This window comes from Luteimicrobium subarcticum, assembly GCF_002798015.1.
Taxonomy (GTDB): domain Bacteria; phylum Actinomycetota; class Actinomycetes; order Actinomycetales; family Cellulomonadaceae; genus Luteimicrobium; species Luteimicrobium subarcticum.
Genome location: NZ_PGTZ01000009.1, coordinates 230,473 through 250,770, shown reverse-complemented (window position 1 = coordinate 250,770; position 20,298 = coordinate 230,473). Strand labels below are relative to the sequence as shown.

Genomic DNA, 20,298 nt, shown 5'->3' with positions numbered 1-20,298 from the left:
CGGGGATCAGTCGGCGGACGACCCCGCGGCGGCGAGGATCGCGTCGAGCGTGACGTCCGGGTGCGACACCATCGAGACGTGCGAGCCGGCGACCTCCGTGATCGTCGCGCCTGCACGCTCAGCCATGTGCCGCTGCGTCGCCGGCGGGATGACCCGGTCCTCCGTCCCGACGACCGCCCAGCTCGGGACGTCCTTCCACGCCGGGGCACCCGACGGCGCGGTGTTCGCCGAGAGGGTGATCGGTCGCTGGCTCGCGGCGATCAGCCAGCGGTCCGCCTCGGGGAGGTCCTGGGCGAAGGACTCGTGCACCGTGGACGGCTTGAGGAACGCCTCCACGTCGCCTTCGGGCGACCCGGGGTAGCCGACCAGGTCGAGGACCGTGGTGGGGTCGGGCACGTCGAGGGCGGACCCGGACCCACCGAGGAGCTGGAAGACGAACTCGCCCTCGTCGGGGACGAACGCGTCGACGTACACGAGCGCCCGGATGTCGCCGCTGCTCGTGGGCACGTTCGAGATCACGAACCCGCCGTAGGAGTGCCCGACGAGGACGACCGGGCCGCTGGTGCGCTGCTGGACGAAGGACGAGACGTAGGCGGCGTCCGTGGCGACGCCGCGCAGCAGGTTCGGCGGGGTGAGCACGGTGAAGCCCTGGTTCTGCAGCTCCGTGGAGACGGGGTTCCAGCTCGATCCGTCTGCCCAGGCGCCGTGCACGAGGACGATCGTCGGTCGGGTCACGTGAGGCCTCTCGTCGTTCCTGCCGGACGGACGTCGCCGGTGGTCGGGACGCTACGCCGGAGCGCCGGGTTCGGCGCGCCGGGCGGTTGTCGGCTCCGCGGACTAACGTCCTGCTCGACACCCGCCGAAGGAGCCCCGTCATGACCCGCGTGCGCATGGACCTGTTCGTCTCGCTGGACGGCCTCACCCCCGCGAACCCCACCGAGAAGGACCCGATGGGCGACGGGTGGGGGCGCCTCACCGCCGCGTACACGGCCACGCGCACGTTCCACGAGCGAGTCTTCGGCGACACCTCCGGCACCGGCACCACCGGCGTCGACGACCGGTACGCCGCAGCCTTCTTCGAGGGCGTGGGGGCCGAGATCATGGGCGCGTCGATGTTCGGCCTGCACACCTTTCCCGACGACCCCGACTGGAAGGGCTGGTGGGGCGATCGTCCGCCGTTCGGCACCCCCGTCTACGTGCTCACGCACACGGCGCCGCGCGCGCCGATCCCGATGGAGGGCGGGACGACGTTCCACTTCCGCAGCGGCGCGATCGACGACGTGCTGGCCGAGGCCACCGCAGCGGCCGCCGGGCGCGACGTCCGTGTCGGCGGCGGCGGCCGCACCGCCCGCGCCTTCCTGCGCGCCGGACTGGTCGACGAGCTGCACCTGCTGGTCGCGCCCGTCGTGCTCGGCTCCGGCGACCCGCTGTGGGACGACGTCCGCGGTCTCCTGACCAGCCACACCGTGACCACCGAGGTCGCCGAGAGCGGCGTGACCCACGTCGTCATCGCGCGGCCGGACGCGAGCTCATGACCCTCTGTCAGTCGACGACGGCCGCGACGGCCTCGATCTCGACGAGCTGGTCCGGGTACCCGAGCACGGTGACGCCGAACAGGGTGCTCGGGACGTCGTGCTCGCCGAAGGCGTCGCGCACGACGTCCCAGACGGTGGCGAGGTCCGACCGCTCGGACGAGGCGACGAGCACCCGCGTGCTGATCACGTCGCCGATCGTGACCCCGGCCGCCGCGAGCGCGCCTCGCATCGTCTCGACGCATCGCAGCGCCTGTCCCACGTAGTCGCCCACGGCGGCCGTCGACCCGTCGTCCAGGAGCGGGCAGGCACCCGCCAGGAAGATGAGCCGAGCCTCCTTCGGGGCGGTGGCCGCGTACGCGTACTGGGCGACGTCGGAGAGCGTGGAGGCACGGATCAGCTGGATCGAGCTCGGCATGGCGACATCCTCACCGGGCGCGCCCTGGTGCGCGAGGCGATTACCGTGTCGGGTCGCCGCCGATGAGACGCGCGTCGCCGCCGATGAGACGCGCGTCGCCGCCCGGTCTGCCGTGCAGCACCACCGACCACGAGGAGCGCGCATGTCCACCGTCCAGCCCGTCGTCCTGAGCCCCGACCCCGCCGTCCTGCTCGACTTCTACACGCAGCTCGTCGGCGCCGTGCCGACGTTCCGGCGACCGGCGCGCGGCCGCGCCTTCTACCTCGGCCTGCGACTCGGCGACACCGACCTCGGGCTGGTCCACCGACCCGACCTGGACGTCGGCACGGCACCGCGGGTCGTCCTCAGCATCGAGGTCGACGACGTCGACGGGACCGTCGCCCGCGTCGAGGCGCTGGGCGGCACCGTGAGCCGCGGCGGCCAGGACATGCCGTGGGGTCAGCGGGTCGCCCACGTCCTCGACCCGGACGGCAACCCCGTGAACCTCACGCAGCCGACTCCCGCCTGACCCGCCACACGACCCTCCGCGCGACCGGCCGCGCCGACCCGCGGCCGGACCGGCACGATGGGAGGGGCGACCGACCGGCGCCGTCGGCCGACGAGGGGCAGCGATCGTGCAGGACGACGCCGACCCGGCGGGGCGCTCGGCCGGGCGCGCGACGGCGAGGCGCTGGCCGCTCCTGCGCACCCTGCAGGGCTACCGGCGTGACTGGCTGCGACCGGACCTGTTCGCGGCGCTGACCCTCACGGCGATCGCCGTCCCGGAGCAGATGGCGACGGCGACCCTCGCCGGCTTCCCCGTCCAGTTCGGGCTGTACGTCATCCTCATGGGCGGCCTGGCGATCGCGCTGTTCGGGTCGAGCCGTCAGCTCTCCGTGGGCGCGGACTCCGTCATCACGGGGACGTTCGCCGCGCAGATCGGCGCGATCGCGACGTTCGGCTCGGACGAGTACCGCGGGCTCGTCGTGGTCCTGTCGTTCGTCGTGGGCGTGCTGCTCGTGCTCGTCGGCCTGGCCCGCGTGAGCTGGGTCGCGGACTTCCTGTCCACGCCCGTGATGACGGGGTTCCTCGCCGGCATCGGAATCACCATCGTCGTCGGACAGGTCCCGGGGATGCTGGACCTGCCGAAGGCGTCCGGCGGACCCGTCGAGCAGCTCGTCGACGTCGGCCGCCACCTCGGTGACGCGAGCTGGACCGCCGCGGCCGTCGCGGCCGCGTCGATCGTCGTGATCGTCGCGTGCTCGCGCTTCGGCCCCCGCTTCCCCGGGGTGTTCGTCGCCCTCGTCCTGTCCATCGCTGCGGTCGCGGTCCTCGGGCTCGACGTGGACGTCCTCGGCAAGGTCCCGGCGGGCCTCCCGGCGCTCGACCTGCCGCCCCTGTCGTTCTCCGCGGCGCGCGACGTGCTGACGTCCGCGGTCACGGTCGCCTTCGTCTGCGTCATCCAGACGGCGGCCGCGTCGCGGTCGTTCGCCGCGCTCGGCGGGTACGAGGTCGACCTGAACCGTGACTTCATGGCAGTCGGTGCGGGATCGCTCGCGTCGTCGGCAGTCGGCGCGTTCCCGGTGAACACGAGCCCGCCGCGCACCGCGCTCGTCGCCGAGTCCGGCGGACGCACCCAGCTCGTGTCCCTCGTCAGCGTCGGCGTGGTCGTCCTCATCCTGCTGTTCGCCACCGGGCTTCTCACCGACCTGCCGTCCGCGACGCTCGCGGCCGTCCTCGCGTACGTCGGGACGCGCATCGTCCGCATCCAGGACCTGCGCGCCATCGGACGGTTCAGCCGCCGAGAGCTCGGGCTGGCGCTGTTCACGCTCGTCGTCGTCGCGTTCGTCGGGGTGGCGGTCGGCGTCCTCGTCGCCGTGGTGCTCGCGGTGTTCGAGCAGAGCTGGAACAGCGTGCGCGCCCGCACGCTCGTCATGGGTCGCCTCGGCGACACCCCGATCTGGGTGCCCGCCTCCCCCGACCGGGACGACGTCCACCAGGTCGACGGTGTCGTCGTCCTCGCGCTGTCCGCGCCCGTCTACTTCGCCAACGCCGCAGCGTTCCGGCACACCCTCCTCGCCGCCGGCGACCGGCCGGGCGTGCACGGCGTCGTCATCGACGCGGAAGCCATCACCAGCATCGACTTCACCGGCGCGGCCGCCGCCCGGACCGCGATCGCCGAGCTCGCACGACGGGGGGTGCGGGTCGTCGTCGCGCGCGCGGTGTTCTCGCACGGCGGCGCCGCCGACCTGGGGCTGAGCGACGAGCTCGTGTTCGAGAGCATGGACGAGGCGGTCGCCCACCTCACCGGCACCCCCGGAACTTCTGGCTCGCCTGAACCGCCCGGGTCGCCCGGGTCCCCTGGGGCTCCCGGGTGACGTCGCCACGGGGAGCCGCGAGCCGCGCCGGTAGGGTTCGTCGGATGCTGCCATGGCTCGATACGCGCCGGGACCGGGTCCGATGAGCAGGCCGACCAGCACCGCGACCGTCGTGGGCGGCGGGCCCGCGGGCCTGATCGCCGCCGAGGTGCTCGCCCGCGCGGGCATCACCGTCACGGTCTACGACCGCATGCCGTCTGTCCCCCGCCGGTTCCTCCTGGCGGGGCACGGCGGCCTGAACATCACGCACTCCGAGGACCGGACTCCCTTCCTGCGCCGCTACGGCGCCTCGGCCGAGGTCCTCGCACCGATGCTCGACGTGTTCGGGCCCGACGACCTGCGCGCGTGGTGCGACGGGCTGGGCGAGCCGACGTTCGTCGGGACCAGCGGACGCGTGTTCCCGCAGTCGTTCCGGGCGAACCCGCTGGTCCGGGCGTGGCTGGCCCGGCTGAGCGACCTCGGGGTGCGGATCGAGCGGCGGCACCGGTGGACCGGTTGGTCGGACGACGGCGCGCTGCTCGTCGTCGACGACGCCGGGGTGACGAGCACGGTCGCCTCGGACGCCGTGGTGTTCGCCCTCGGCGGCGCCTCGTGGCCGCAGCTCGGTGCCGACGGCGGGTGGGTCTCGCCATTCACCGCCCGCGGCGTGGCCGTCACGTCGCTGCGTCCGACGAACGTCGGCCTCCGTGTGCCATGGAGCGAGGTCTTCGCCGACCGGTTCGCCGGGACGCCCCTGAAGAACGTGTCGCTCCGGGTCCGACCGACCCCGGGCAGCGAAGGTGGAGCAGGGCGCGGCGACGCTGTCCGCGGCGCTCCCGTCCGGGGCGACGCGATGATCACGACGGCCGGGATCGAGGGCGGACCGGTGTACGCGCTCGGGTCGGCGGTCCACGACGCCCTCACCGCCGGGGGCTGCATCCTTGACGTCGACCTGCGGCCCGACCTGACCGTCGACCAGCTCACCGACCGGTTGCGACGTCGACGCCCGAAGGACTCCGCGTCCAGCTGGCTGCGCCGCTCGGTCGGCATCGACCCGGTGTCGATCGCACTGCTGCGCGAGGCGGGCCCTCTCCCGACCGAGCCCGGGGCCATGGCCGAGCTCGTCAGCGCGGTGCCCGTCCCGGTCAGCGGCACCATGCCCATCGCACGCGCCATCTCCACCGCCGGCGGCGTCGCCTGGTCGGAGGTCGACGCCACCCTCATGCTGCGCCGGATCCCGGGCACGTTCGTCGCCGGCGAGATGCTCGACTGGGAGGCGCCGACCGGCGGCTACCTGCTGCAGGCGTCGTTCAGCACGGGCGTGGTCGCGGCGCACGGGGTGCTGGCCTGGCTCGACGCCCGGTAGCCCCCGCCACGGAATGCGTCCGGCGCCCACGCCGTTGCCACCCGACGTGACCCTTCTGCTCGAGCCGCTGACGCTGCGCGGCCTCACGATCCCCAACCGTGTCTGGCTCGCCCCCATGTGCCAGTACTCCGCCGTCGACGGAGTCCCGGACGACTGGCACCTCGTGCACCTCGGCGCACGCGCGAGCGGCGGGTTCGGACTCGTCCTCACGGAGGCCACCGCCGTCGTGCCCGAGGGCCGGATCTCCCCGCAGGACACCGGCCTGTGGAACGACGAGCAGCAGGACGCCTGGGCGCGGATCGTCGCGTTCGTGCAGGCACGCGGGGCGCGCATCGGCGTCCAGCTCGCGCACGCCGGTCGCAAGGCGTCCACCTACCGCCCGTGGGCCGAGCAGCGCGGCACCGTCGCGCCCGCGGACGGCGGGTGGGCCACCCAGGGACCGTCCGCCGACGCGTTCCCGGGGTACGCGGCACCGTCCGCGATGACCCTCGACGAGATCGCGAAGGTGCCCGGGCAGTTCGCGGACGCCGCACGACGCGCGCACGACGCCGGGTTCGACGTCGTCGAGGTCCACGCCGCCCACGGGTACCTGCTGCACCAGTTCCTGTCGCCGCTGTCGAACCGCCGGGACGACGAGTACGGCGGCGCCCTCGAGAACCGGTCGCGCCTGCTCGTCGAGGTGGTCGACGCGGTCCGCCGCGCCTGGCCCGAGGACAAGCCGGTGCTCGTCCGAGTGTCGGCGACCGACTGGCGCGAGGACGGCCTGACCGTCGACGAGGTCACCCAGGTCGCGAAGGAGCTCGCCGCGCACGGCGTCGACCTCGTGGACGTCTCGAGCGGCGGCAACGGGCCCGCGGACATCCCCGTCGGGCCCGGCTACCAGGTGCCGGCGGCGCGCGCGGTGCGCGACGGCTCCGGGCTCCCGGTGAGCGCCGTCGGGCTCATCACGTCGCCCGTCCAGGCCGAGCAGACGCTCCGCGACGGTGCCGCCGACGCTGTCATGCTCGGCCGCGAGGCGCTGCGCGACCCGATGTGGCCGCTGCGTGCGGCGCACGAGCTCGGTGCCGTCGACGACCTGAGGTGGCAGCCGCAGTACGAGCGCGCGCCGTTCTGACGGAGGTCAGCCCAGGGCGTCAGCCCAGGGCATCGACGAGCTCCGACGTCATCGTCATGACGCGGTCGTCGTCCCGGGTCGGCGTGAAGCCGAGCCGGGCCACCACCAGCTTCTGCGACGGGACCACGATCACGTACTGCCCGTCGTGGCCGTCCGCGTAGTAGGTGTCGGCGGGCAGGCGGTCGTCGATGACGGACCCGTCCGCGCGGGTGTTGGACCACCACCCGGACGCGTACCCGTCGGACCCCTCCTCGACCGTGGTGTCGACGGCCTGCGTGGACTGCGCCATCCACCCCGTCGGGAGCAGCTTCGTGCCGTCCCAGACGCCGTCCTGGAGGGCGAGCTCGCCGACCGTCGCCCAGTCCCGCGGCGTCGCCCACATGTACGAGCCGCAGACGGGCGTGCCGACCCCGTCGACCTCGAGGGTCGCGCTCGACAGGCCGAGCGGGGCGAACACCTCGCGCCGCGGGGCGTCCGCTCCCCCGTCGTCCTGCGTGACGACCGAGCAGAGCAGCGTCGTGCTGCCGCTCGAGTACTGCAGGTAGCTGCCCGGGGTGTGCGCGAGCTTCTGCGACGCGACGTAGCCGGCCATGTCCGGCTCGCCGTAGAGCATCTGGGTGATCGGCGTGCCGAGATCGTACGTCTCGTCCCACGACAGGCCGCTCGTCATCTGCATCAGCTCGCGGATCGTGATGTCCGCGCGGTCGTCCGTCCACTCCGGGCGCAGGTGGTCGTCGTCCAGGCCGACCTTGCCCTGCTCGACGAGGCGGCCCACCAGCAGGTTCGTCACGCTCTTCGTCATCGACCATCCGAGCTGCGGGGTCGTCGCCGAGAACCCGTCGGCGTACCGCTCGGCGACGAGCTTGCCGTCCTGGAGGACGACGACACCGCGGGTCCCGAGATCCGCCCGGTCGTCCGCGGCCAGGTCGTCGCCGAAGCCGTCCGCGAGCGCCGCGGTGACCGCGTCGTCCGTGCTCGTCGTGAGCGGGAGGGACGTGTAGGGGTTGTTCGCGGCCGACACCGTGGTCGGCGACGGCAGGCCCGTCGGGGGCTTGTCCGCGACGGTGCACCCGTAGCCCGGGTTGGCCCACGCCTTCTGCGGCGCGAGGACACCGAGGATGCTGGCCTTCGCGGCCGTCCCGTCGTCGGTGATCTCGCTGCGCAGCACGGGGACGAGCGGGTTCGGCGGCAGGTCGTCCGACGCATCGTCCCGCCCGGCGATCTCGTGCAGCGCGCACGCGTTGTGCGCGGCATACCCGGTGCCCGTCAGGAGCATGGGCCGCTCGTACCAGTAGGCCGCGACCGCTCCCCCGATCACGACGACGAGGACGATCGCCGCCGCCAGGAGGAGCTTGCGGGCGCGGGTGAGCTTGCGGGGGGCGGTGGGTGTCGTCGAGCTGGTCACGGGCCTTGCCTTCGTCGCGGTCACGACCGGGCGTCGGCGCACCGGTCGAGCAAGGCCGTGCAGCGGAGCCGGTCGAGCCGCCCGCAGACTAACCCGCCGTCGCGCCCGGTCCCGCACACTTCCAGGTCACGCCACCATCGGGGTCACGGGAAGAGGACGGGCCCAGGCCCTCCCCGCGGCGCAGGTCGACCGGGTCCGGGCACCGGAACGACGCTTCGACGACCGTGTGCCACCCGTCCGCGACCGGCCAGCGACCGCTTGCGCGACTCGGACGTCGTCATGTGACGATCCGCCAGCAGGGCAGGGGTCCGTGGAAGGTGTCGGTCAATGTCGCGTCAAAGGTGCCGGTCACGGCGGCGAGCGCTTTGACTGACGAACGAGCCGGCACTCCGACGAGACAACGACCCGTTGCCCGTCAGAGTCCACGGCGGACCAGCTCCACACGCCGTCGGAACCGACGCGCCTGAGATCACGCTCGACCCAAGAAATGGACACTCGCCATGGCCACGCATCGCACCCTCGTCGTCGTCGCGCACCCGAACCTCGGGAGCTCGCGCGCCAATGCCTCCCGACTCGCCGAGATCGAGGGCGTCGGCAACGTCACCGTCCACGACCTCTACCAGGTCTATCCCGACTTCAGGATCGACGTGGAGCGCGAGCAGCAGCTGCTGCGCGATCACGACACCGTGATCCTCCAGTTCCCTCTGTACTGGTACAACGTGACCCCGCTGCTCAAGGCGTGGTTCGACGCGGTGCTGACCTACGGCTTCGCGTTCACCTTCGACGGTTCGCCGTCGGCGCTGCGCGGCAAGACGGCCTGGCTGGCCGTGTCCGCCGGGAGCACGCTGGACACGTACTCCGCCGAGGGTCTCGCCCGGCGGGCCCTCGAGGAGTACCTCGCCCCGGTCAGCCAGACGCTCCAGTTCTGCCAGTTCGACTACCAGGGTGTCCACCCGGTCTACGGCATGATGTTCGACCCGACGGACGAGGACCTCGTGCTCGACGCCCAGGAGTTCTCGAAGCTGGTCGCGGGCAGCGCAGTACCTGTCGCCTGACGACTTCCTACCGCGGAGGGCCGCTGCGCAGGTAGGGGCTGGACATCTTCAGCGTCCGCTGGACGGGGCTCGTCTCGAGCGTCCGGATGGAGTCGAGCGCGCCGAGCCCGTGGGCAAGATAGTCGTGAAGCTCCGCCGGCGTCCTGCACAGCACGAGCGCCACGAGGTTCGTCGAGCCGGTGGTGGATGCCAGGAAGGCGAGCTCCTTGCCCTCGATCAGGGAGCGCGCCGTCTCGTCCAGGTGGGCCGGGGCGACCGACATCCACAGCAGCGCCTGCGTCGTGATGCCGTACACCCCCGCCTCCACCTCGACGTCGAAGCTGAGCATGCCCCCCGCCTGGAGCGCGGCGAGCCTCCGGGTCACGGTCGACGTCGACAAGCCCGTCTCCGCAGCGAGGTCCGTGAAGCTTGTCCGGCCGTTGCGCTGCAACGCGGTCAACAGCTCCCAGTCCGCTGGCGTCGCGCACGCGCCGACCTCGACGTCGGGCTCGTCGTTCGGGGTGGTGACGCCCTCTCGAAACTGATCCTGCTGCGCCACCGTCAGCGCTGTGGTGTGCCCCTGCCAGGCCGTCGGGCCGCCGAGGTAGGTGTGGAGCAGACGGTGCGCCGACACCGCGCTGATGCTGGGTGCCCGGGGAATCTCCTGGAGGAGCAGGGAGTGGTGCGATGCCGCGCTCGTGGCCATGATGCAGCAGATCTCGCTGCCGCCCGACATGCGACGGACCCATGACGTGTCGGTGCGCCGCGCCAGGCTCTGGGCCACGCGTTCGGCGGTGTTCGGGCTCGCCGTGAGCCGGAGGACCCACTTCTCGCCCGAAGGCCGCCGCGGGTTCACGACCCCGACGACGCGAAGCACGAACGCGCTGCTCATCCGCCGGTAGCGCCGAGCGACGGTCTGCGTCGAGACGCCCAACACGTCGGCGATCCGACTGAAGGGCGCGCGGCCGTCGATCCGGAGGGCGTGGATGATCGCGTGGTCCAGGTCGTCGACAGCCGATGCCGCGTCATAGGGCGCGTCCACGCCTCGCGCGCCTGGCCCAGGGCCACCCTGCCGGGGTTGGGTCACCCGTTCTCCTCCTGGGACACGCTCGGACCCTAGCAAAAAGGACACATGAACGGGCGTCTGGCCGTTCCGATCGCCCTCATGGGGGTCGGCACGGCCAGATGTCGGTGGCGGTCAGTGGTTGTACTTCTTCGCCTGCTCGGCTCCCTTGTCGACGAGGGCGCCGACGCCGCCCTTGGTCTCGTCCTCGGTGCCCATGCTGACCCTCCTGCGATGAGTGATCGCCGCGTCCGCGCCGTTCTCGACGCTACCCAGCGCGTCGGGTCGTCCAACCCCGGCGGACGGCGCCAGGGAATCACGAACGGTCCACGGACGTTGAGCGTCTCGGCCCCCGCCACCCACCCCACGAACGACCGAGGAGCTGAGTACCGCGTCCGCCGACCCCCGCACCGCGAGCGATCCGACCCCGTCCGACGCCCCCGAGGGGACGCTCCACCGGAGCCTGTCCCTGCGGCACCTCGTCATCTACGGGCTCCTGTTCATCGGCGTCACCGCACCCATGGGCACGTTCGGCGTCCTGGACGCGCGCAGCCACGGCGCGGTCGCGCTCGTGTTCCTCGTCGCGACGCTGGCGATGGCGTTCACCGCGTGGTCCTACGCGCGGATGTCCGCCGCGGTCCCGAAGGCGGGGTCGGTCTCGGCGTACGCGACCGCTGGGCTGGGACGTCGTCCCGGGTTTCTGGCCGGCTGGATGATCGGGCTGGACTACCTCTTCATCCCGAGCCTCGCCGCGCTGTTCAGCGGGATCGCCACCCATGCCCTCGTGCCGGCCGTGCCCGTCTGGGTGTTCACGGCCGCGGCGGTCGTCGTCATCACGGGGCTGAACCTCGGGGGCGTGAGGCTCGCCGCCACCGTGGGGCTCGTGTCCCTGGTGGTGGAGCTCGTGGTGCTGGCCGCGTTCTGCGTGGGCGCGGTCGTCGTGCTCGTGCACGACGGGCCGGCCCGGCCGTGGCTGTCCCCCCTCACCGGACTCGACGGGTTCACGCTCGCCGGCGTCCTCGGTGCGGTGTCCGTGGCCGCCCTCGCCTTCCTGGGCTTCGACGCGATCGCGACGTTCGCGGAGGAGAGCACCGGGTCGTCGCGGCAGGTCGGCCGGGCGCTCGTCTTCTGCCTCGTCCTCGCCGGTTTCCTGTTCGTCCTCCAGACCTACCTCGCCGCACTCCTGACGACGACCACCCCCGCGGAGCTCGCCGCCCACCCGGACCAGCAGGGCACCGTCTTCTACACGATGCTGGACGACCGGTTCGGCTCGTGGTTCGGCACGACCGTCACCACGGTCCGCGCGATCGGTCCCGTGCTCTCGGCGCTCGTCGCGCAGGCCGCGGTCAGCCGCCTCATGTACGGGATGGCGCGCGACGGACAGCTCCCCGCCCGGCTCGGGACGGTGAGCCCGCGGACGGGCGTCCCCCGCCTCGCGATCCTCGTCTCCGCCGTCGCGACATCCGTCATCGCGATCGCCGCGGCGCTCAAGTCGGACGGGCTCGACCTGCTGTCGTCGATGGTCACGGTCGGTGCGCTGACCGCGTTCGTGTTCCTGCACGTCGCGGTCGTCGGGTACTACGTGGTGGGCCGGCGGACCGAGCGGCGCGTGCTGCACACCGTCGTCCCCGTCGTGGGTGCCGCGATCGTCGTCGCGGTGCTGGTGTCGGCCAGCCACCTCGCCCTCGAGATCGCTGCCGGGTGGCTCGTGCTGGGGCTGATCATCATGGTCGTGCGTGGGCGGCGAGCCACGCCCGAGCAGGGACGCATCGGCTGACCATCCGTCACCGTCGACCGCTCAGCCTGGACGCCCTGGCCCCCGCCGCAGTGCGCACCCTGGCCAAGCGTTGGCGGTACCTGGACACCGAAGCCGCAGAGCTGACCAAGATGATCGCGGACCTCGTCACAGCAGCCGCGCCACAGCTGCTCGAGCCGTTCGGGATCGGAGTCGACACCGCTGCGGAGATCCTCATCGTCGCGGGCGACAACCCCGAACGCATCAGATCCGCGGCCGCGCTCGCGAAGCTTGCCGGGATCGCGCCCGTGCCCACCGGCTCCGGGATGACATCCGGACGGCACCGCATCAACCACGGCGGGCATCGTCAGCTCAACGCCGCGATCTACCGCACCGTCATCGTCCGCATGCGCTTCCATCAGCCAACCACCGACTACGTCGCCCGCCGCACCGCCGAGGGCAAGACGAAACGCGAGATCATCCGGTGCCTCACGCGATACGTGATCCGCGATCTCTACCACCTGCTCCAGCCAGCCCGCACGGAAGGCGCCAGCGCGAGCTGACATCTATAGGAGCGTCAACGCACTCGCCGAGACCGTGAACGGCTACTACAAGGCCGAACTCATCCGGGGACCCGCGCGGCCCGGGCCCTGGCGGACCGTCGAGGACGTCGAGCTCGCGACGCTGGGATGGGTCCACTGGCACAACCACCAACGACTGCACGGCTACCTCGGCGACCTGCCACCCGTCGAGTTCGAAGAGACGTTCTACGCTACGCAGCAGGGCCACGAAGCCCTGGTCGGAATCAAATGACCAGAGCCTCCAACAGACCCAGGGCGATTCAGTGTGGACGGCCCGGGAGTCGCTTGCGGCGCGACGATCGAGTTCTTCGCGACGAGCGACGACGCCGCTGCCAGGGCGCGACATGTTGACTCACTCATGCAGGCAGGCCTCGCGGCCTCGGAGTACGACACCGTCAACGCAACAGCACTCCTACGCGTCTCGGGCGTTCTGACCCCCGACCAGGCCGGGCAGTACAAGTCCGCCTTCATGGGTAGGTGAAGCGAGACCGCGAGCTCGGGCGAGTCCGTCGGGCCACACTCAGCGTTTGCAACCGCCACAGTGTGATGTCGAGAGCCCAGTAGGCCCGGCAACGAGGGATGCCTAGACGCGTTCGTCGACAGGGTTGCCGCGCACCAGGCTGTCGCATCGCCGCGACGCTCTGTTGGCGAGCATGACACACGTCGCCGCGAGGTCGCAGTGAACGAGACCGGCCTCTTGCCGCGGGGGGCTGGTCACTGTCCGGCGACCTCAAGGAACGCCTTCTTGTAGGTGGCCGCCTCGGAGGGCTTCATGGCGCCGGCCGCGCGGAGCAGAGCCGTGCCGCTGACCGTGTCGTATTCCGTGAACAGTCCGCCAAGGCCAGAGGTGACCGAGTCGATGTACTTCGCGCGCTGCTCTGCGTCGGCTGCGGAAGCGAACACCTCGATGGTCGCGCCGCAGTCGACTCCGGGGTCGGTGGTGTCGCACGCATCCGTGTCGTCGGCGCTCAGCACGGTCTCGTCGAACAGGATGGTCGCCGATGTGTACCCGTGGGGCCTGCCCAGCAGATCATTCGGGTCGGTGTCCTCTGTCAGATTGACCGTCTTCGTGATCGTGGGGATCTTCGCCTGCATGGCCTGCGCGATACCACTGGCCCCTGCCAGGTCAGCAGCCTCAGACGGCGTCGCAGTCGATGCGACGGCGGCGCTCGAGGAAACCGCGGCTTGTTGATCTTCGCCGCCAGAACCAGAACTGCAACCGGCAAGAGCGAAGGCGACAGCGGTCACGAACACCGCCGCGAAACTGATGAAACGTCGAGGCTCCCGCATCTCTCCCCCTGGCATGAGACGTCTCATTCGACGGTAACGCCGACCCGGCCTGAGTGCCCACGCTTCACCAAAGGGCCGACGTCCCCCGGTCAACTCGCCGGTTCCGTACGCGACCGGCCCCGGGGGCGCCCCCGCGAGTCAGGATGCCTTGGGCGAGCGGGGCGGCGGCGTCCCTCCTCCTTTGCTCGCGCGACGCGCCGCGTTTCGGGCCCGGTAGTTGGCCAGGTCCTGGTGCATCTGCTGCAGGTCCTCCGACGTTCCGACAGGACGAGGCGGCGGACCGGCGGGGGCCGACAAGGCGTTGGATGTCGGGCCGTCCCACCGGCCTCGCGTGGTGCTTGACCTGGGCGACCGCGCCGCGCGCGCGGATATCGAGCCCGCCGTCGGAACCGCGGGCCGTGGTCGTTGCGTCCGTGCAGCCCAGATACTGACGCATGAAGTGCGCGGCCGCCGCCTCCGCCTCCTGCCAGGTACCGATCACCATCCGAGTCTAGGAACTGCGACCCAGGCAAGCCCCGCACCGACTTCTGGTGCTGGAGTGAGCGCAGTGCCCGCGCCTGAGTCGAGCCGTCACCCCTTGGCGCAGCAGTCCCCAGGTCGCACTCGCCGCCTGAGACCACCAGTCACCTGTACGTGCAGCAGTCCCGAGCTCTCACGCCTGCATGTCGACAAACCGGGAATAGTGGCCCTGGAACGCGACAGTGATCGTGTCGGTGGGACCATTACGGTGCTTGGCGACGATCAGGTCGGCTTCACCGGCTCGAGGCGATTCTCTTTCGTAGGCATCTTCGCGGTGCAGCAGGATCACCATGTCGGCGTCCTGCTCGATAGAGCCCGATTCGCGCAAATCGGACATCGCCGGACGCTTGTCCGTCCGCTGCTCCGGACCACGGTTCAGCTGCGAGATCGCGATGACCGGTACCTCGAGCTCCTTCGCGAGCAGCTTGAGCGCACGCGAGAACTCGGACACCTCCTGCTGCCGCGACTCGACGCGCTTGCCGGACGACATGAGCTGCAGGTAGTCGATGACCACGAGCTTGAGGTCGTGGCGCTGCTTGAGCCGGCGGCACTTGGCGCGGATCTCGGTGAGCGTCATGTTGGGCGAGTCGTCGATGAACAGGGGCGCGTCGGCGATGCGACCCTGCGTCGCGGCGACCTTCTGCCAGTCGTCGTCACCCAGGTTGCCGTTGCGCAGCTTCTGCAGGTGGATGCGCGCCTCGGCCGCCAGCAGACGCATCGTGATCTCGTTGCGGCTCATCTCGAGCGAGAACACCACGGCCGTCTGGTTGTTCTTGATCGCCGCGGACCGCACGATGTCGATGCCCAGCGTCGAGTTGTGCGTCGGGATCATCGACTCGCTCGCCAGGTACAGGTGCTCCGGGTGGTCGATCTCGACGCACCGCACCGGCACGGACGCGACCGGCTCGACCGCGACCACGAACCGCGCCGCGAACCGCCTCGACGGGCGGAGCTCCTTGTGCAGCAGCCGCAGGTCGTCGCGCGCGAAGACGTCGGCGTCCGCCTCGAGGACCACCCGCGAACCGCCGGTCTCGGCGACCGGCTCCGTGCGGTACCCGAGCCCCACGGCCAGCTCGCGCACGCTTCGCGCGGCCGTCGTGGTCGGCAGGTCGAGGCTCACCAGACCCGACCGCAGGACGTGCCCTGCCGCGTCCGCGACCCCGGTGAGCAGCTCGCGGCGCTGGATCCTCCCGGCGCGCAGGTACACCGCCGGCACCCGCTCGAGCTCGCCGCGCCCCACCTGGGCACCGACCTCCTGCGGCGGGACGGGCAACGACACCTCCGGCAGCGCGAGCGCCCGCGCGGTTCGCACGGCGTGGTTCGGACGCGCGTCGCCCTCGCCCACCCGCACGGTCGCGGCAAGCTGCTCGGTCGTGCGGACCGACGTCGCGGCCCGACCGGCACGCCGCTCGTCCCGCGTCGACGTCTCCCACTCGTGCAGGGCGTCCGCGACGATCGTCGTCCCGTCGTCGAAGGTCACCCGATAGCAGGGACGGTCGACCAGGACGTCCGTCGCCCGGACGACCGCCGTGGGCGTGCCGTCCGCCGCGAGGAGCTGGTCGCCGACGGCGACCTCGCCCATCGTCGTCCAGCCCGTAGGCGTGGGAAGCGGTGTGTCGAGCGCGAGGGCCTTGCCGATGGCGGGACGCGCCGCCACCACGATCATCTGCCCGGGGTGCAGTCCGTTGGTGAGCCGGTCGAGGTCCATGAACCCCGTCGGCACGCCGATCATGCCCTCGCCGCGGTGCCCGGCCGCCTCGATCTCGTCGAGGGTCGGGCCGATGATCTCCGACAGCGGCAGGTAGTCCTCGGACGCGCGCCGCTCCGTGACGGCGTACACCTCGGCCTGCGCGTTGTTGACGATGTCCTCGACGTCGCCGCCGTCCGTCGCGTAACCGAGCTGGACGATCCGGGTGCCCGCCGTGACCAGCCGGCGCAACATCGCCCGCTCGCGCACGATCCGCGCGTAGTACCCGGCGTTCGCGGCCGTCGGCACGCGCGAGATGAGCTCGTGGACGTAGGGCGCCCCGCCGATGCGCTGCAGCTCGCCCCGGCGGGTCAGCTCGCCGACGACCGTGATGGCGTCCGCGGGCTCGCCCCGCCCGTACAGGTCGAGGATGACCTCGTAGATGGTCTCGTGGGCCGGACGGTAGAAGTCCACCCCGCGGATCTGCTCGACGACGTCCGCGATGGCGTCCTTCGAGATGAGCATCGACCCGATGACGGACTGCTCCGCGGGGACGTCCTGCGGGGGCGTCCGGTCGAACCCGCGCCCTCCCCCGTTGCCGGTGTCAGGGGTGCCGTAGCCCGCCTCGAGCTCCTCGATCGACATGCCTCGCGGTCCCCCTCTCACTGCCCTTGAAGTACTACCCCTGATGCCCCACCGGGCCCGATGCGAGCCCGCCCGAGCCTGCCCCGAGCCGTCGTACGTCTGTTCTATCGCCTCCCACCGACACGCCCCGCAGGTGAACCGCGGGCGACCGTCCGTCGAAGGACCATCGCGACAGTAGGACGGCACCTGGACGCGGGCAAACGATGGTGTGGACAGGGGTGTGGAAAGCCTGTGGGATACCTCCCCCAGGCTGTGCACAGAGGGTGGACAACCCTGTGGACAACACACTCGATCTCGTCACACCGTGGCCCGGGAGGCCCGCCCTCGCACCGTTTCGTTAGCCTGTGAGCTGTGGAGGAAAAGAAGTCGGGCGACACGCCGCAGCGCCCGGCCCGGTCGTCCGACCGATCCCTCGACCGCGACATCCTCGCGCTCGCCGTCCCCGCCCTCGGTGCCCTCGTCGCCGAACCCCTGTTCGTCCTCGTGGACAGCGCCGTCGTCGGGCACCTCGGCACCGCCGAGCTCGCTGGCCTGTCCGTCGGCTCGACCCTCCTGACCACCGTCGTCGGCCTGTGCGTCTTCCTCGCCTACGCCACCACGGCTGCCGTCGCCCGACGCCTCGGCGCTGGGAAGCAGCGCGAGGCCCTCCAGTCCGGCATCGACGGTATGTGGCTCGCCCTCGGGCTCGGCGTCGTGCTCGCGGTCGGCCTCGCCGCCACGGCTCCCTGGGCGGCCTCGCTGCTCGGGGCGGACGGCGAGGTCGCCCAGCACGCCACCACCTACCTGCGGACGTCCGCCCCGGGCCTCCCCGGGATGCTGCTCGTGCTCGCGTCCACCGGCGTCCTCCGCGGGCTCCAGGACACCCGCACGCCCCTGTGGGTGGCCTCCGGGGGCGCGGTCACGAACGCCGGCCTCAACGTCCTCCTCGTGTACGGCGCGGGCCTCGGCATCGCCGGGTCCGGTCTCGGCACCGCCGTCACGCAGCTCACCATGGGCGCCGTGCTCACCGTCGTCGTCGTCCGGGGCGCACGACGCACCGGCGCCGCCCTCCGTCCGCACCGCGGCGGCATCTGGGCGAACGCCCGGCACGGCGGACCCCTCATCGTCAGGACCCTCTCGCTGCGCGCGGCGATCCTCCTCACCGTCGCGGTCGCGGGCGGGCTCGGCGAGGTCACCCTCGCCGCCTACCAGGTCGTCAACAGCGTGTGGGGCTTCACCGCGTTCGCGCTCGACGCCCTCGCCGTGGCCGCCCAGGCGCTCGTCGGGCACGGCCTCGGCGCGCACGACGTCCCCCGCACGCGCGCCGTGCTGCGGCGCACGCTCACCTGGGGGGTCGGAGCCGGGGCCGTCCTCGGCGTGCTCGTCGCAGCGAGCGGGTGGTGGTTCGCGCTGCTCTTCACGCACGACCCCGACGTGCGCGCGTCGATCGCCGTCGGCATGGCGGTGTGCGGTCTGCTGCTGCCTCTGGCGGGCTGGGTGTTCGTGCTCGACGGCGTCCTCATCGGCGCCGGCGACGGCCCCTTCCTCGCGTGGGCAGGCGTCGCGACGTTCGTCGTCTACGTGCCCGTCGCCCTGGCCGTCGGTGCCTGGGCGCCGCACGGGGTCCTCGGCAGCCTGTGGCTGTGGTTCGGGTTCGCGGGCGTCTTCATGGCCGCGCGCGCCGTGACGACGGGGTGGCGCGCCCGCGGCACCCGCTGGATGGTCACCGGCGCCTGACCGGCCGAACAGGCGTTCGTCCGGGGCAGACGACGACGGCCCGGTCGGGGAGCGATCCCCGACCGGGCCGTCGTCACACCGTCCGACGCGAGCGCGTCACACGGAGCGGGTCAGCGAGTTCAGCCGGCCACCACGTTGACGGTCACGTTCGCCGACACCTCAGGGTGCAGGCGGACGGACACCGTGTACGTGCCGGTGGACTTGATCGGCTGACCGATCTCGATCTTGCGCTTGTCGATCGACGGCTGGCCGCCGGCGACGACGGCGTCGGCGATGTCACCGGTGGTGACGGCGCCGAACAGGCGACCCGACTCGCCGGACTTCGCAGTCACGACGACGGGCTTCGACTGCAGCGAGTCGCGGATGGCCTTGGCGTCGTCGAGCGACGCGATCTCGCGGGCCTTGCGGGCCTTGCGGATCGCGGTCACCTGCGACTCGGCACCCTTCGACCACGCGGTCGCGAGACCACGCGGGACGAGGAAGTTCCGGGCGTACCCGTCCTTGACCTCGACGATGTCGCCGGGCTCACCCAGGCCGGTCACCTCGTGCGTGAGGATCAGCTTTGCCATGTCTCTCGGTCCCTTCCGGTCAGCGGGCCGACGACGAGTACGGCAGCAGGGCCATCTCGCGGGCGTTCTTGACGGCACGGGCGATCTGGCGCTGCTCCTGGACGGAGACGCCGGTCACGCGACGGGCACGGATCTTGCCGCGGTCGGAGATGAACTTGCGCAGCAGCGCGACGTCCTTGTAGTCGACGGACTCGACCTTCGCGGACTTCAGCGGGTTGGACTTCTTCTTGGGCTTGCGCACCACAGGCTTTGCCATGGTGTTGCTCCTTCGTGTGCGTTCCGACGGTCACGGCCCCGCAGGACCGTGCGCCGAAAAGGATTCTCTGGGGTGCGGTGAGGACTAGAAGGGGGGCTCGTCCGAGAACGAGCCACCGCCCGACGCAGGACCGGCGGTCGCCCACGGGTCGCTGTTCTGTGCCCCACCGGACGAGCTGCTGAAGCCACCACCGGCGTTGTTCCCACCGCCGTTGTAGCCACCGCCACCACCGCCGCCGAAACCGCCGCCGCCGCCCGAGCGCTGGGCCCGGGTGACCTTCGCGGTCGCGTTGCGGAGCGACGGGCCGACCTCGTCGACCTGCAGCTCGAAGACCGAACGCTTCTCACCCTCGCGCGTCTCGTAGGAGCGCTGGACGAGACGGCCCTGCACGATGACGCGCATGCCCTTCGTCAGCGTCTCCGCGACGTTCTCCGCGGCCTCGCGCCAGATCGAGCACTGGAGGAACAGCGACTCGCCGTCCTTCCACTCGTTGGTCTGACGGTCGAACTGCCGCGGGGTCGACGCGACCCGGAAGTTCGCGACCGCAGCCCCCGAGGGCGTGAAGCGCAGCTCGGGGTCGGCAACCAGGTTGCCGACCACGGTGATGACGGTGTCGCCTGCCATGCGTGCTCCTTCGAGGGTTGCGGGTCGCGTGCTCCGGGAGATCGTCGCAGGTGGGTCGGACAGAGCACCAGTGGTGCGCCGTCCGCCCGCGACGATCGCGAGGGACGTGAGATCAGTTGGCGTCGGTGCGCAGGACCTTCGTCCGCAGGACGGCCTCGTTGAGGCCGAGCTGGCGGTCGAGCTCCTTGGCGGTCGCCGGCGTCGCGGTGAAGTCCACGACGGCGTAGATGCCCTCGGACTTCTTGTTGATGTCGTAGGACAGGCGGCGACGGCCCCAGATGTCGACCTTGTCGACAGAGCCACCCTCGGTCGTCACGACCGAGAGGTACTTGTCGAGCGAAGGAGCAACGGTGCGCTCCTCGATCTCGGGGTCGAGGATGACCATCATTTCGTACTGACGCATGTGTG

20 protein-coding genes and 1 pseudogene are annotated in these 20,298 nt (G+C 71.6%); 10 read left to right on the top strand and 11 right to left on the bottom strand.

Going from position 1 to position 20,298, the window contains the following annotated elements; genetic code table 11:
• Window positions 1–6 precede the first annotated feature (6 nt).
• Complete coding sequence (locus tag CLV34_RS11795; RefSeq protein ID WP_100350498.1) at window positions 7–735, bottom strand: alpha/beta fold hydrolase; 729 nt, start codon at window positions 733–735, stop codon at window positions 7–9.
• 140 nt (window positions 736–875) lie between these two features.
• Here CLV34_RS11795 and CLV34_RS11790 point away from each other — a divergent pair, with 140 nt between their 5' ends.
• On the top strand, window positions 876–1,535 hold the full coding sequence (locus CLV34_RS11790; RefSeq protein WP_100350497.1) for a dihydrofolate reductase family protein: 660 nt from the start codon (window positions 876–878) through the stop codon (window positions 1,533–1,535).
• A gap of 7 nt (window positions 1,536–1,542) precedes the next feature.
• On the opposite strand, the gene CLV34_RS11785 is transcribed toward CLV34_RS11790, so the two are convergent.
• Complete coding sequence (locus CLV34_RS11785) at window positions 1,543–1,950, bottom strand: RidA family protein (RefSeq protein WP_100350496.1); 408 nt, start codon at window positions 1,948–1,950, stop codon at window positions 1,543–1,545.
• 142 nt (window positions 1,951–2,092) lie between these two features.
• Here CLV34_RS11785 and CLV34_RS11780 point away from each other — a divergent pair, with 142 nt between their 5' ends.
• The 4 genes from CLV34_RS11780 (at window position 2,093) to CLV34_RS11765 (ending at window position 6,766) form a co-directional block, all read left to right on the top strand.
• Window positions 2,093–2,458 (top strand): VOC family protein, encoded by a 366-nt coding sequence (locus tag CLV34_RS11780; protein WP_100350495.1) that lies wholly within the window; start codon window positions 2,093–2,095, stop codon window positions 2,456–2,458.
• A gap of 106 nt (window positions 2,459–2,564) precedes the next feature.
• Complete coding sequence (locus CLV34_RS11775; protein WP_100350494.1) at window positions 2,565–4,307, top strand: SulP family inorganic anion transporter; 1,743 nt, start codon at window positions 2,565–2,567, stop codon at window positions 4,305–4,307.
• 82 nt (window positions 4,308–4,389) lie between these two features.
• A complete protein-coding gene (locus tag CLV34_RS11770; protein WP_100350493.1) occupies window positions 4,390–5,652 on the top strand; it encodes a BaiN/RdsA family NAD(P)/FAD-dependent oxidoreductase in 1,263 nt (420 codons plus the stop codon).
• Window positions 5,653–5,698: 46 nt separating this feature from the next.
• Entirely contained in the window at window positions 5,699–6,766 is a 1,068-nt protein-coding gene (locus CLV34_RS11765) for an NADH:flavin oxidoreductase/NADH oxidase (RefSeq protein WP_100350573.1), read from the top strand.
• 19 nt (window positions 6,767–6,785) lie between these two features.
• Here the strand turns inward: CLV34_RS11765 and CLV34_RS11760 are convergent, their stop codons facing one another.
• Entirely contained in the window at window positions 6,786–8,171 is a 1,386-nt protein-coding gene (locus CLV34_RS11760; protein WP_245859195.1) for a serine hydrolase domain-containing protein, read from the bottom strand.
• Window positions 8,172–8,671: 500 nt separating this feature from the next.
• Between CLV34_RS11760 and CLV34_RS11755 the strand changes: the two genes are divergently transcribed.
• The gene (locus CLV34_RS11755; RefSeq protein WP_100350492.1) at window positions 8,672–9,226 is read left to right on the top strand and encodes an NAD(P)H-dependent oxidoreductase; all 555 of its coding nucleotides are present in this window, start codon (window positions 8,672–8,674) and stop codon (window positions 9,224–9,226) included.
• A 7-nt stretch (window positions 9,227–9,233) separates the two neighbouring features.
• Here CLV34_RS11755 and CLV34_RS11750 read toward each other — a convergent pair whose 3' ends face one another.
• Complete coding sequence (locus CLV34_RS11750; RefSeq protein WP_100350491.1) at window positions 9,234–10,247, bottom strand: Lrp/AsnC family transcriptional regulator; 1,014 nt, start codon at window positions 10,245–10,247, stop codon at window positions 9,234–9,236.
• Window positions 10,248–10,731: 484 nt separating this feature from the next.
• Here CLV34_RS11750 and CLV34_RS11745 point away from each other — a divergent pair, with 484 nt between their 5' ends.
• From CLV34_RS11745 to CLV34_RS11735, 3 genes and pseudogenes are all read left to right on the top strand, one after another.
• Window positions 10,732–12,045, top strand: coding sequence for an APC family permease (locus tag CLV34_RS11745; protein ID WP_281255194.1), 1,314 nt, complete (start codon window positions 10,732–10,734; stop codon window positions 12,043–12,045).
• Between the two features lie 50 nt (window positions 12,046–12,095).
• A complete protein-coding gene (locus CLV34_RS11740; RefSeq protein ID WP_211289431.1) occupies window positions 12,096–12,566 on the top strand; it encodes a transposase in 471 nt (156 codons plus the stop codon).
• A gap of 16 nt (window positions 12,567–12,582) precedes the next feature.
• Window positions 12,583–12,816, top strand: a pseudogene (locus tag CLV34_RS11735) (integrase core domain-containing protein); the annotation flags it as partial.
• Window positions 12,817–13,298: 482 nt separating this feature from the next.
• Here the strand turns inward: CLV34_RS11735 and CLV34_RS16425 are convergent.
• The 3 genes from CLV34_RS16425 to dnaB all read right to left on the bottom strand — a co-directional run bounded on the left by CLV34_RS16425 (window position 13,299) and on the right by dnaB (window position 16,605).
• Entirely contained in the window at window positions 13,299–13,889 is a 591-nt protein-coding gene (locus CLV34_RS16425; RefSeq protein WP_157803822.1) for a hypothetical protein, read from the bottom strand.
• A 49-nt stretch (window positions 13,890–13,938) separates the two neighbouring features.
• Entirely contained in the window at window positions 13,939–14,358 is a 420-nt protein-coding gene (locus CLV34_RS17345; protein WP_100350487.1) for a restriction endonuclease, read from the bottom strand.
• 168 nt (window positions 14,359–14,526) lie between these two features.
• Complete coding sequence (dnaB, locus tag CLV34_RS11715; protein ID WP_425436238.1) at window positions 14,527–16,605, bottom strand: replicative DNA helicase; 2,079 nt, start codon at window positions 16,603–16,605, stop codon at window positions 14,527–14,529.
• A 471-nt stretch (window positions 16,606–17,076) separates the two neighbouring features.
• Between dnaB and CLV34_RS11710 the strand changes: the two genes are divergently transcribed.
• Window positions 17,077–18,441 carry an MATE family efflux transporter gene (locus CLV34_RS11710; RefSeq protein ID WP_100350485.1) on the top strand — a complete coding sequence of 455 codons (1,365 nt, stop codon included), beginning with the start codon at window positions 17,077–17,079 and terminating at the stop codon, window positions 18,439–18,441.
• A gap of 119 nt (window positions 18,442–18,560) precedes the next feature.
• On the opposite strand, the gene rplI is transcribed toward CLV34_RS11710, so the two are convergent.
• From rplI to rpsF, 4 genes are all read right to left on the bottom strand, one after another.
• Entirely contained in the window at window positions 18,561–19,010 is a 450-nt protein-coding gene (rplI, locus tag CLV34_RS11705) for a 50S ribosomal protein L9 (RefSeq protein ID WP_100350484.1), read from the bottom strand.
• Between the two features lie 19 nt (window positions 19,011–19,029).
• Window positions 19,030–19,266: a 30S ribosomal protein S18 gene (gene rpsR, locus CLV34_RS11700; RefSeq protein WP_100350483.1), complete on the bottom strand. Its 237-nt coding sequence runs from the start codon at window positions 19,264–19,266 to the stop codon at window positions 19,030–19,032.
• An 84-nt stretch (window positions 19,267–19,350) separates the two neighbouring features.
• Window positions 19,351–19,890, bottom strand: coding sequence for a single-stranded DNA-binding protein (locus tag CLV34_RS11695; RefSeq protein ID WP_100350482.1), 540 nt, complete (start codon window positions 19,888–19,890; stop codon window positions 19,351–19,353).
• A gap of 112 nt (window positions 19,891–20,002) precedes the next feature.
• The gene (gene rpsF / locus CLV34_RS11690; RefSeq protein WP_100350481.1) at window positions 20,003–20,293 is read right to left on the bottom strand and encodes a 30S ribosomal protein S6; all 291 of its coding nucleotides are present in this window, start codon (window positions 20,291–20,293) and stop codon (window positions 20,003–20,005) included.
• Window positions 20,294–20,298: the final 5 nt, after the last annotated feature.

Excerpts from the sequence above, each read along its gene's own strand:
- CLV34_RS11790 (WP_100350497.1), top strand. The coding sequence starts at position 876 with ATGACCCGCGTGCGCATGGACCTGTTCGTCTCGCTGGACGGCCTCACC.
- CLV34_RS11785 (WP_100350496.1), bottom strand. The coding sequence starts at position 1,950 with ATGCCGAGCTCGATCCAGCTGATCCGTGCCTCCACGCTCTCCGACGTC.
- CLV34_RS11780 (WP_100350495.1), top strand. The coding sequence starts at position 2,093 with ATGTCCACCGTCCAGCCCGTCGTCCTGAGCCCCGACCCCGCCGTCCTG.
- CLV34_RS11770 (WP_100350493.1), top strand. The coding sequence starts at position 4,390 with ATGAGCAGGCCGACCAGCACCGCGACCGTCGTGGGCGGCGGGCCCGCG.
- CLV34_RS11755 (WP_100350492.1), top strand. The coding sequence starts at position 8,672 with ATGGCCACGCATCGCACCCTCGTCGTCGTCGCGCACCCGAACCTCGGG.
- CLV34_RS16425 (WP_157803822.1), bottom strand. The coding sequence starts at position 13,889 with ATGCCAGGGGGAGAGATGCGGGAGCCTCGACGTTTCATCAGTTTCGCG.
- CLV34_RS17345 (WP_100350487.1), bottom strand. The coding sequence starts at position 14,358 with ATGGTGATCGGTACCTGGCAGGAGGCGGAGGCGGCGGCCGCGCACTTC.
- dnaB (WP_425436238.1), bottom strand. The coding sequence starts at position 16,605 with ATGCTCATCTCGAAGGACGCCATCGCGGACGTCGTCGAGCAGATCCGC.
- rplI (WP_100350484.1), bottom strand. The coding sequence starts at position 19,010 with ATGGCAAAGCTGATCCTCACGCACGAGGTGACCGGCCTGGGTGAGCCC.
- rpsR (WP_100350483.1), bottom strand. The coding sequence starts at position 19,266 with ATGGCAAAGCCTGTGGTGCGCAAGCCCAAGAAGAAGTCCAACCCGCTG.
- CLV34_RS11695 (WP_100350482.1), bottom strand. The coding sequence starts at position 19,890 with ATGGCAGGCGACACCGTCATCACCGTGGTCGGCAACCTGGTTGCCGAC.
- rpsF (WP_100350481.1), bottom strand. The coding sequence starts at position 20,293 with ATGCGTCAGTACGAAATGATGGTCATCCTCGACCCCGAGATCGAGGAG.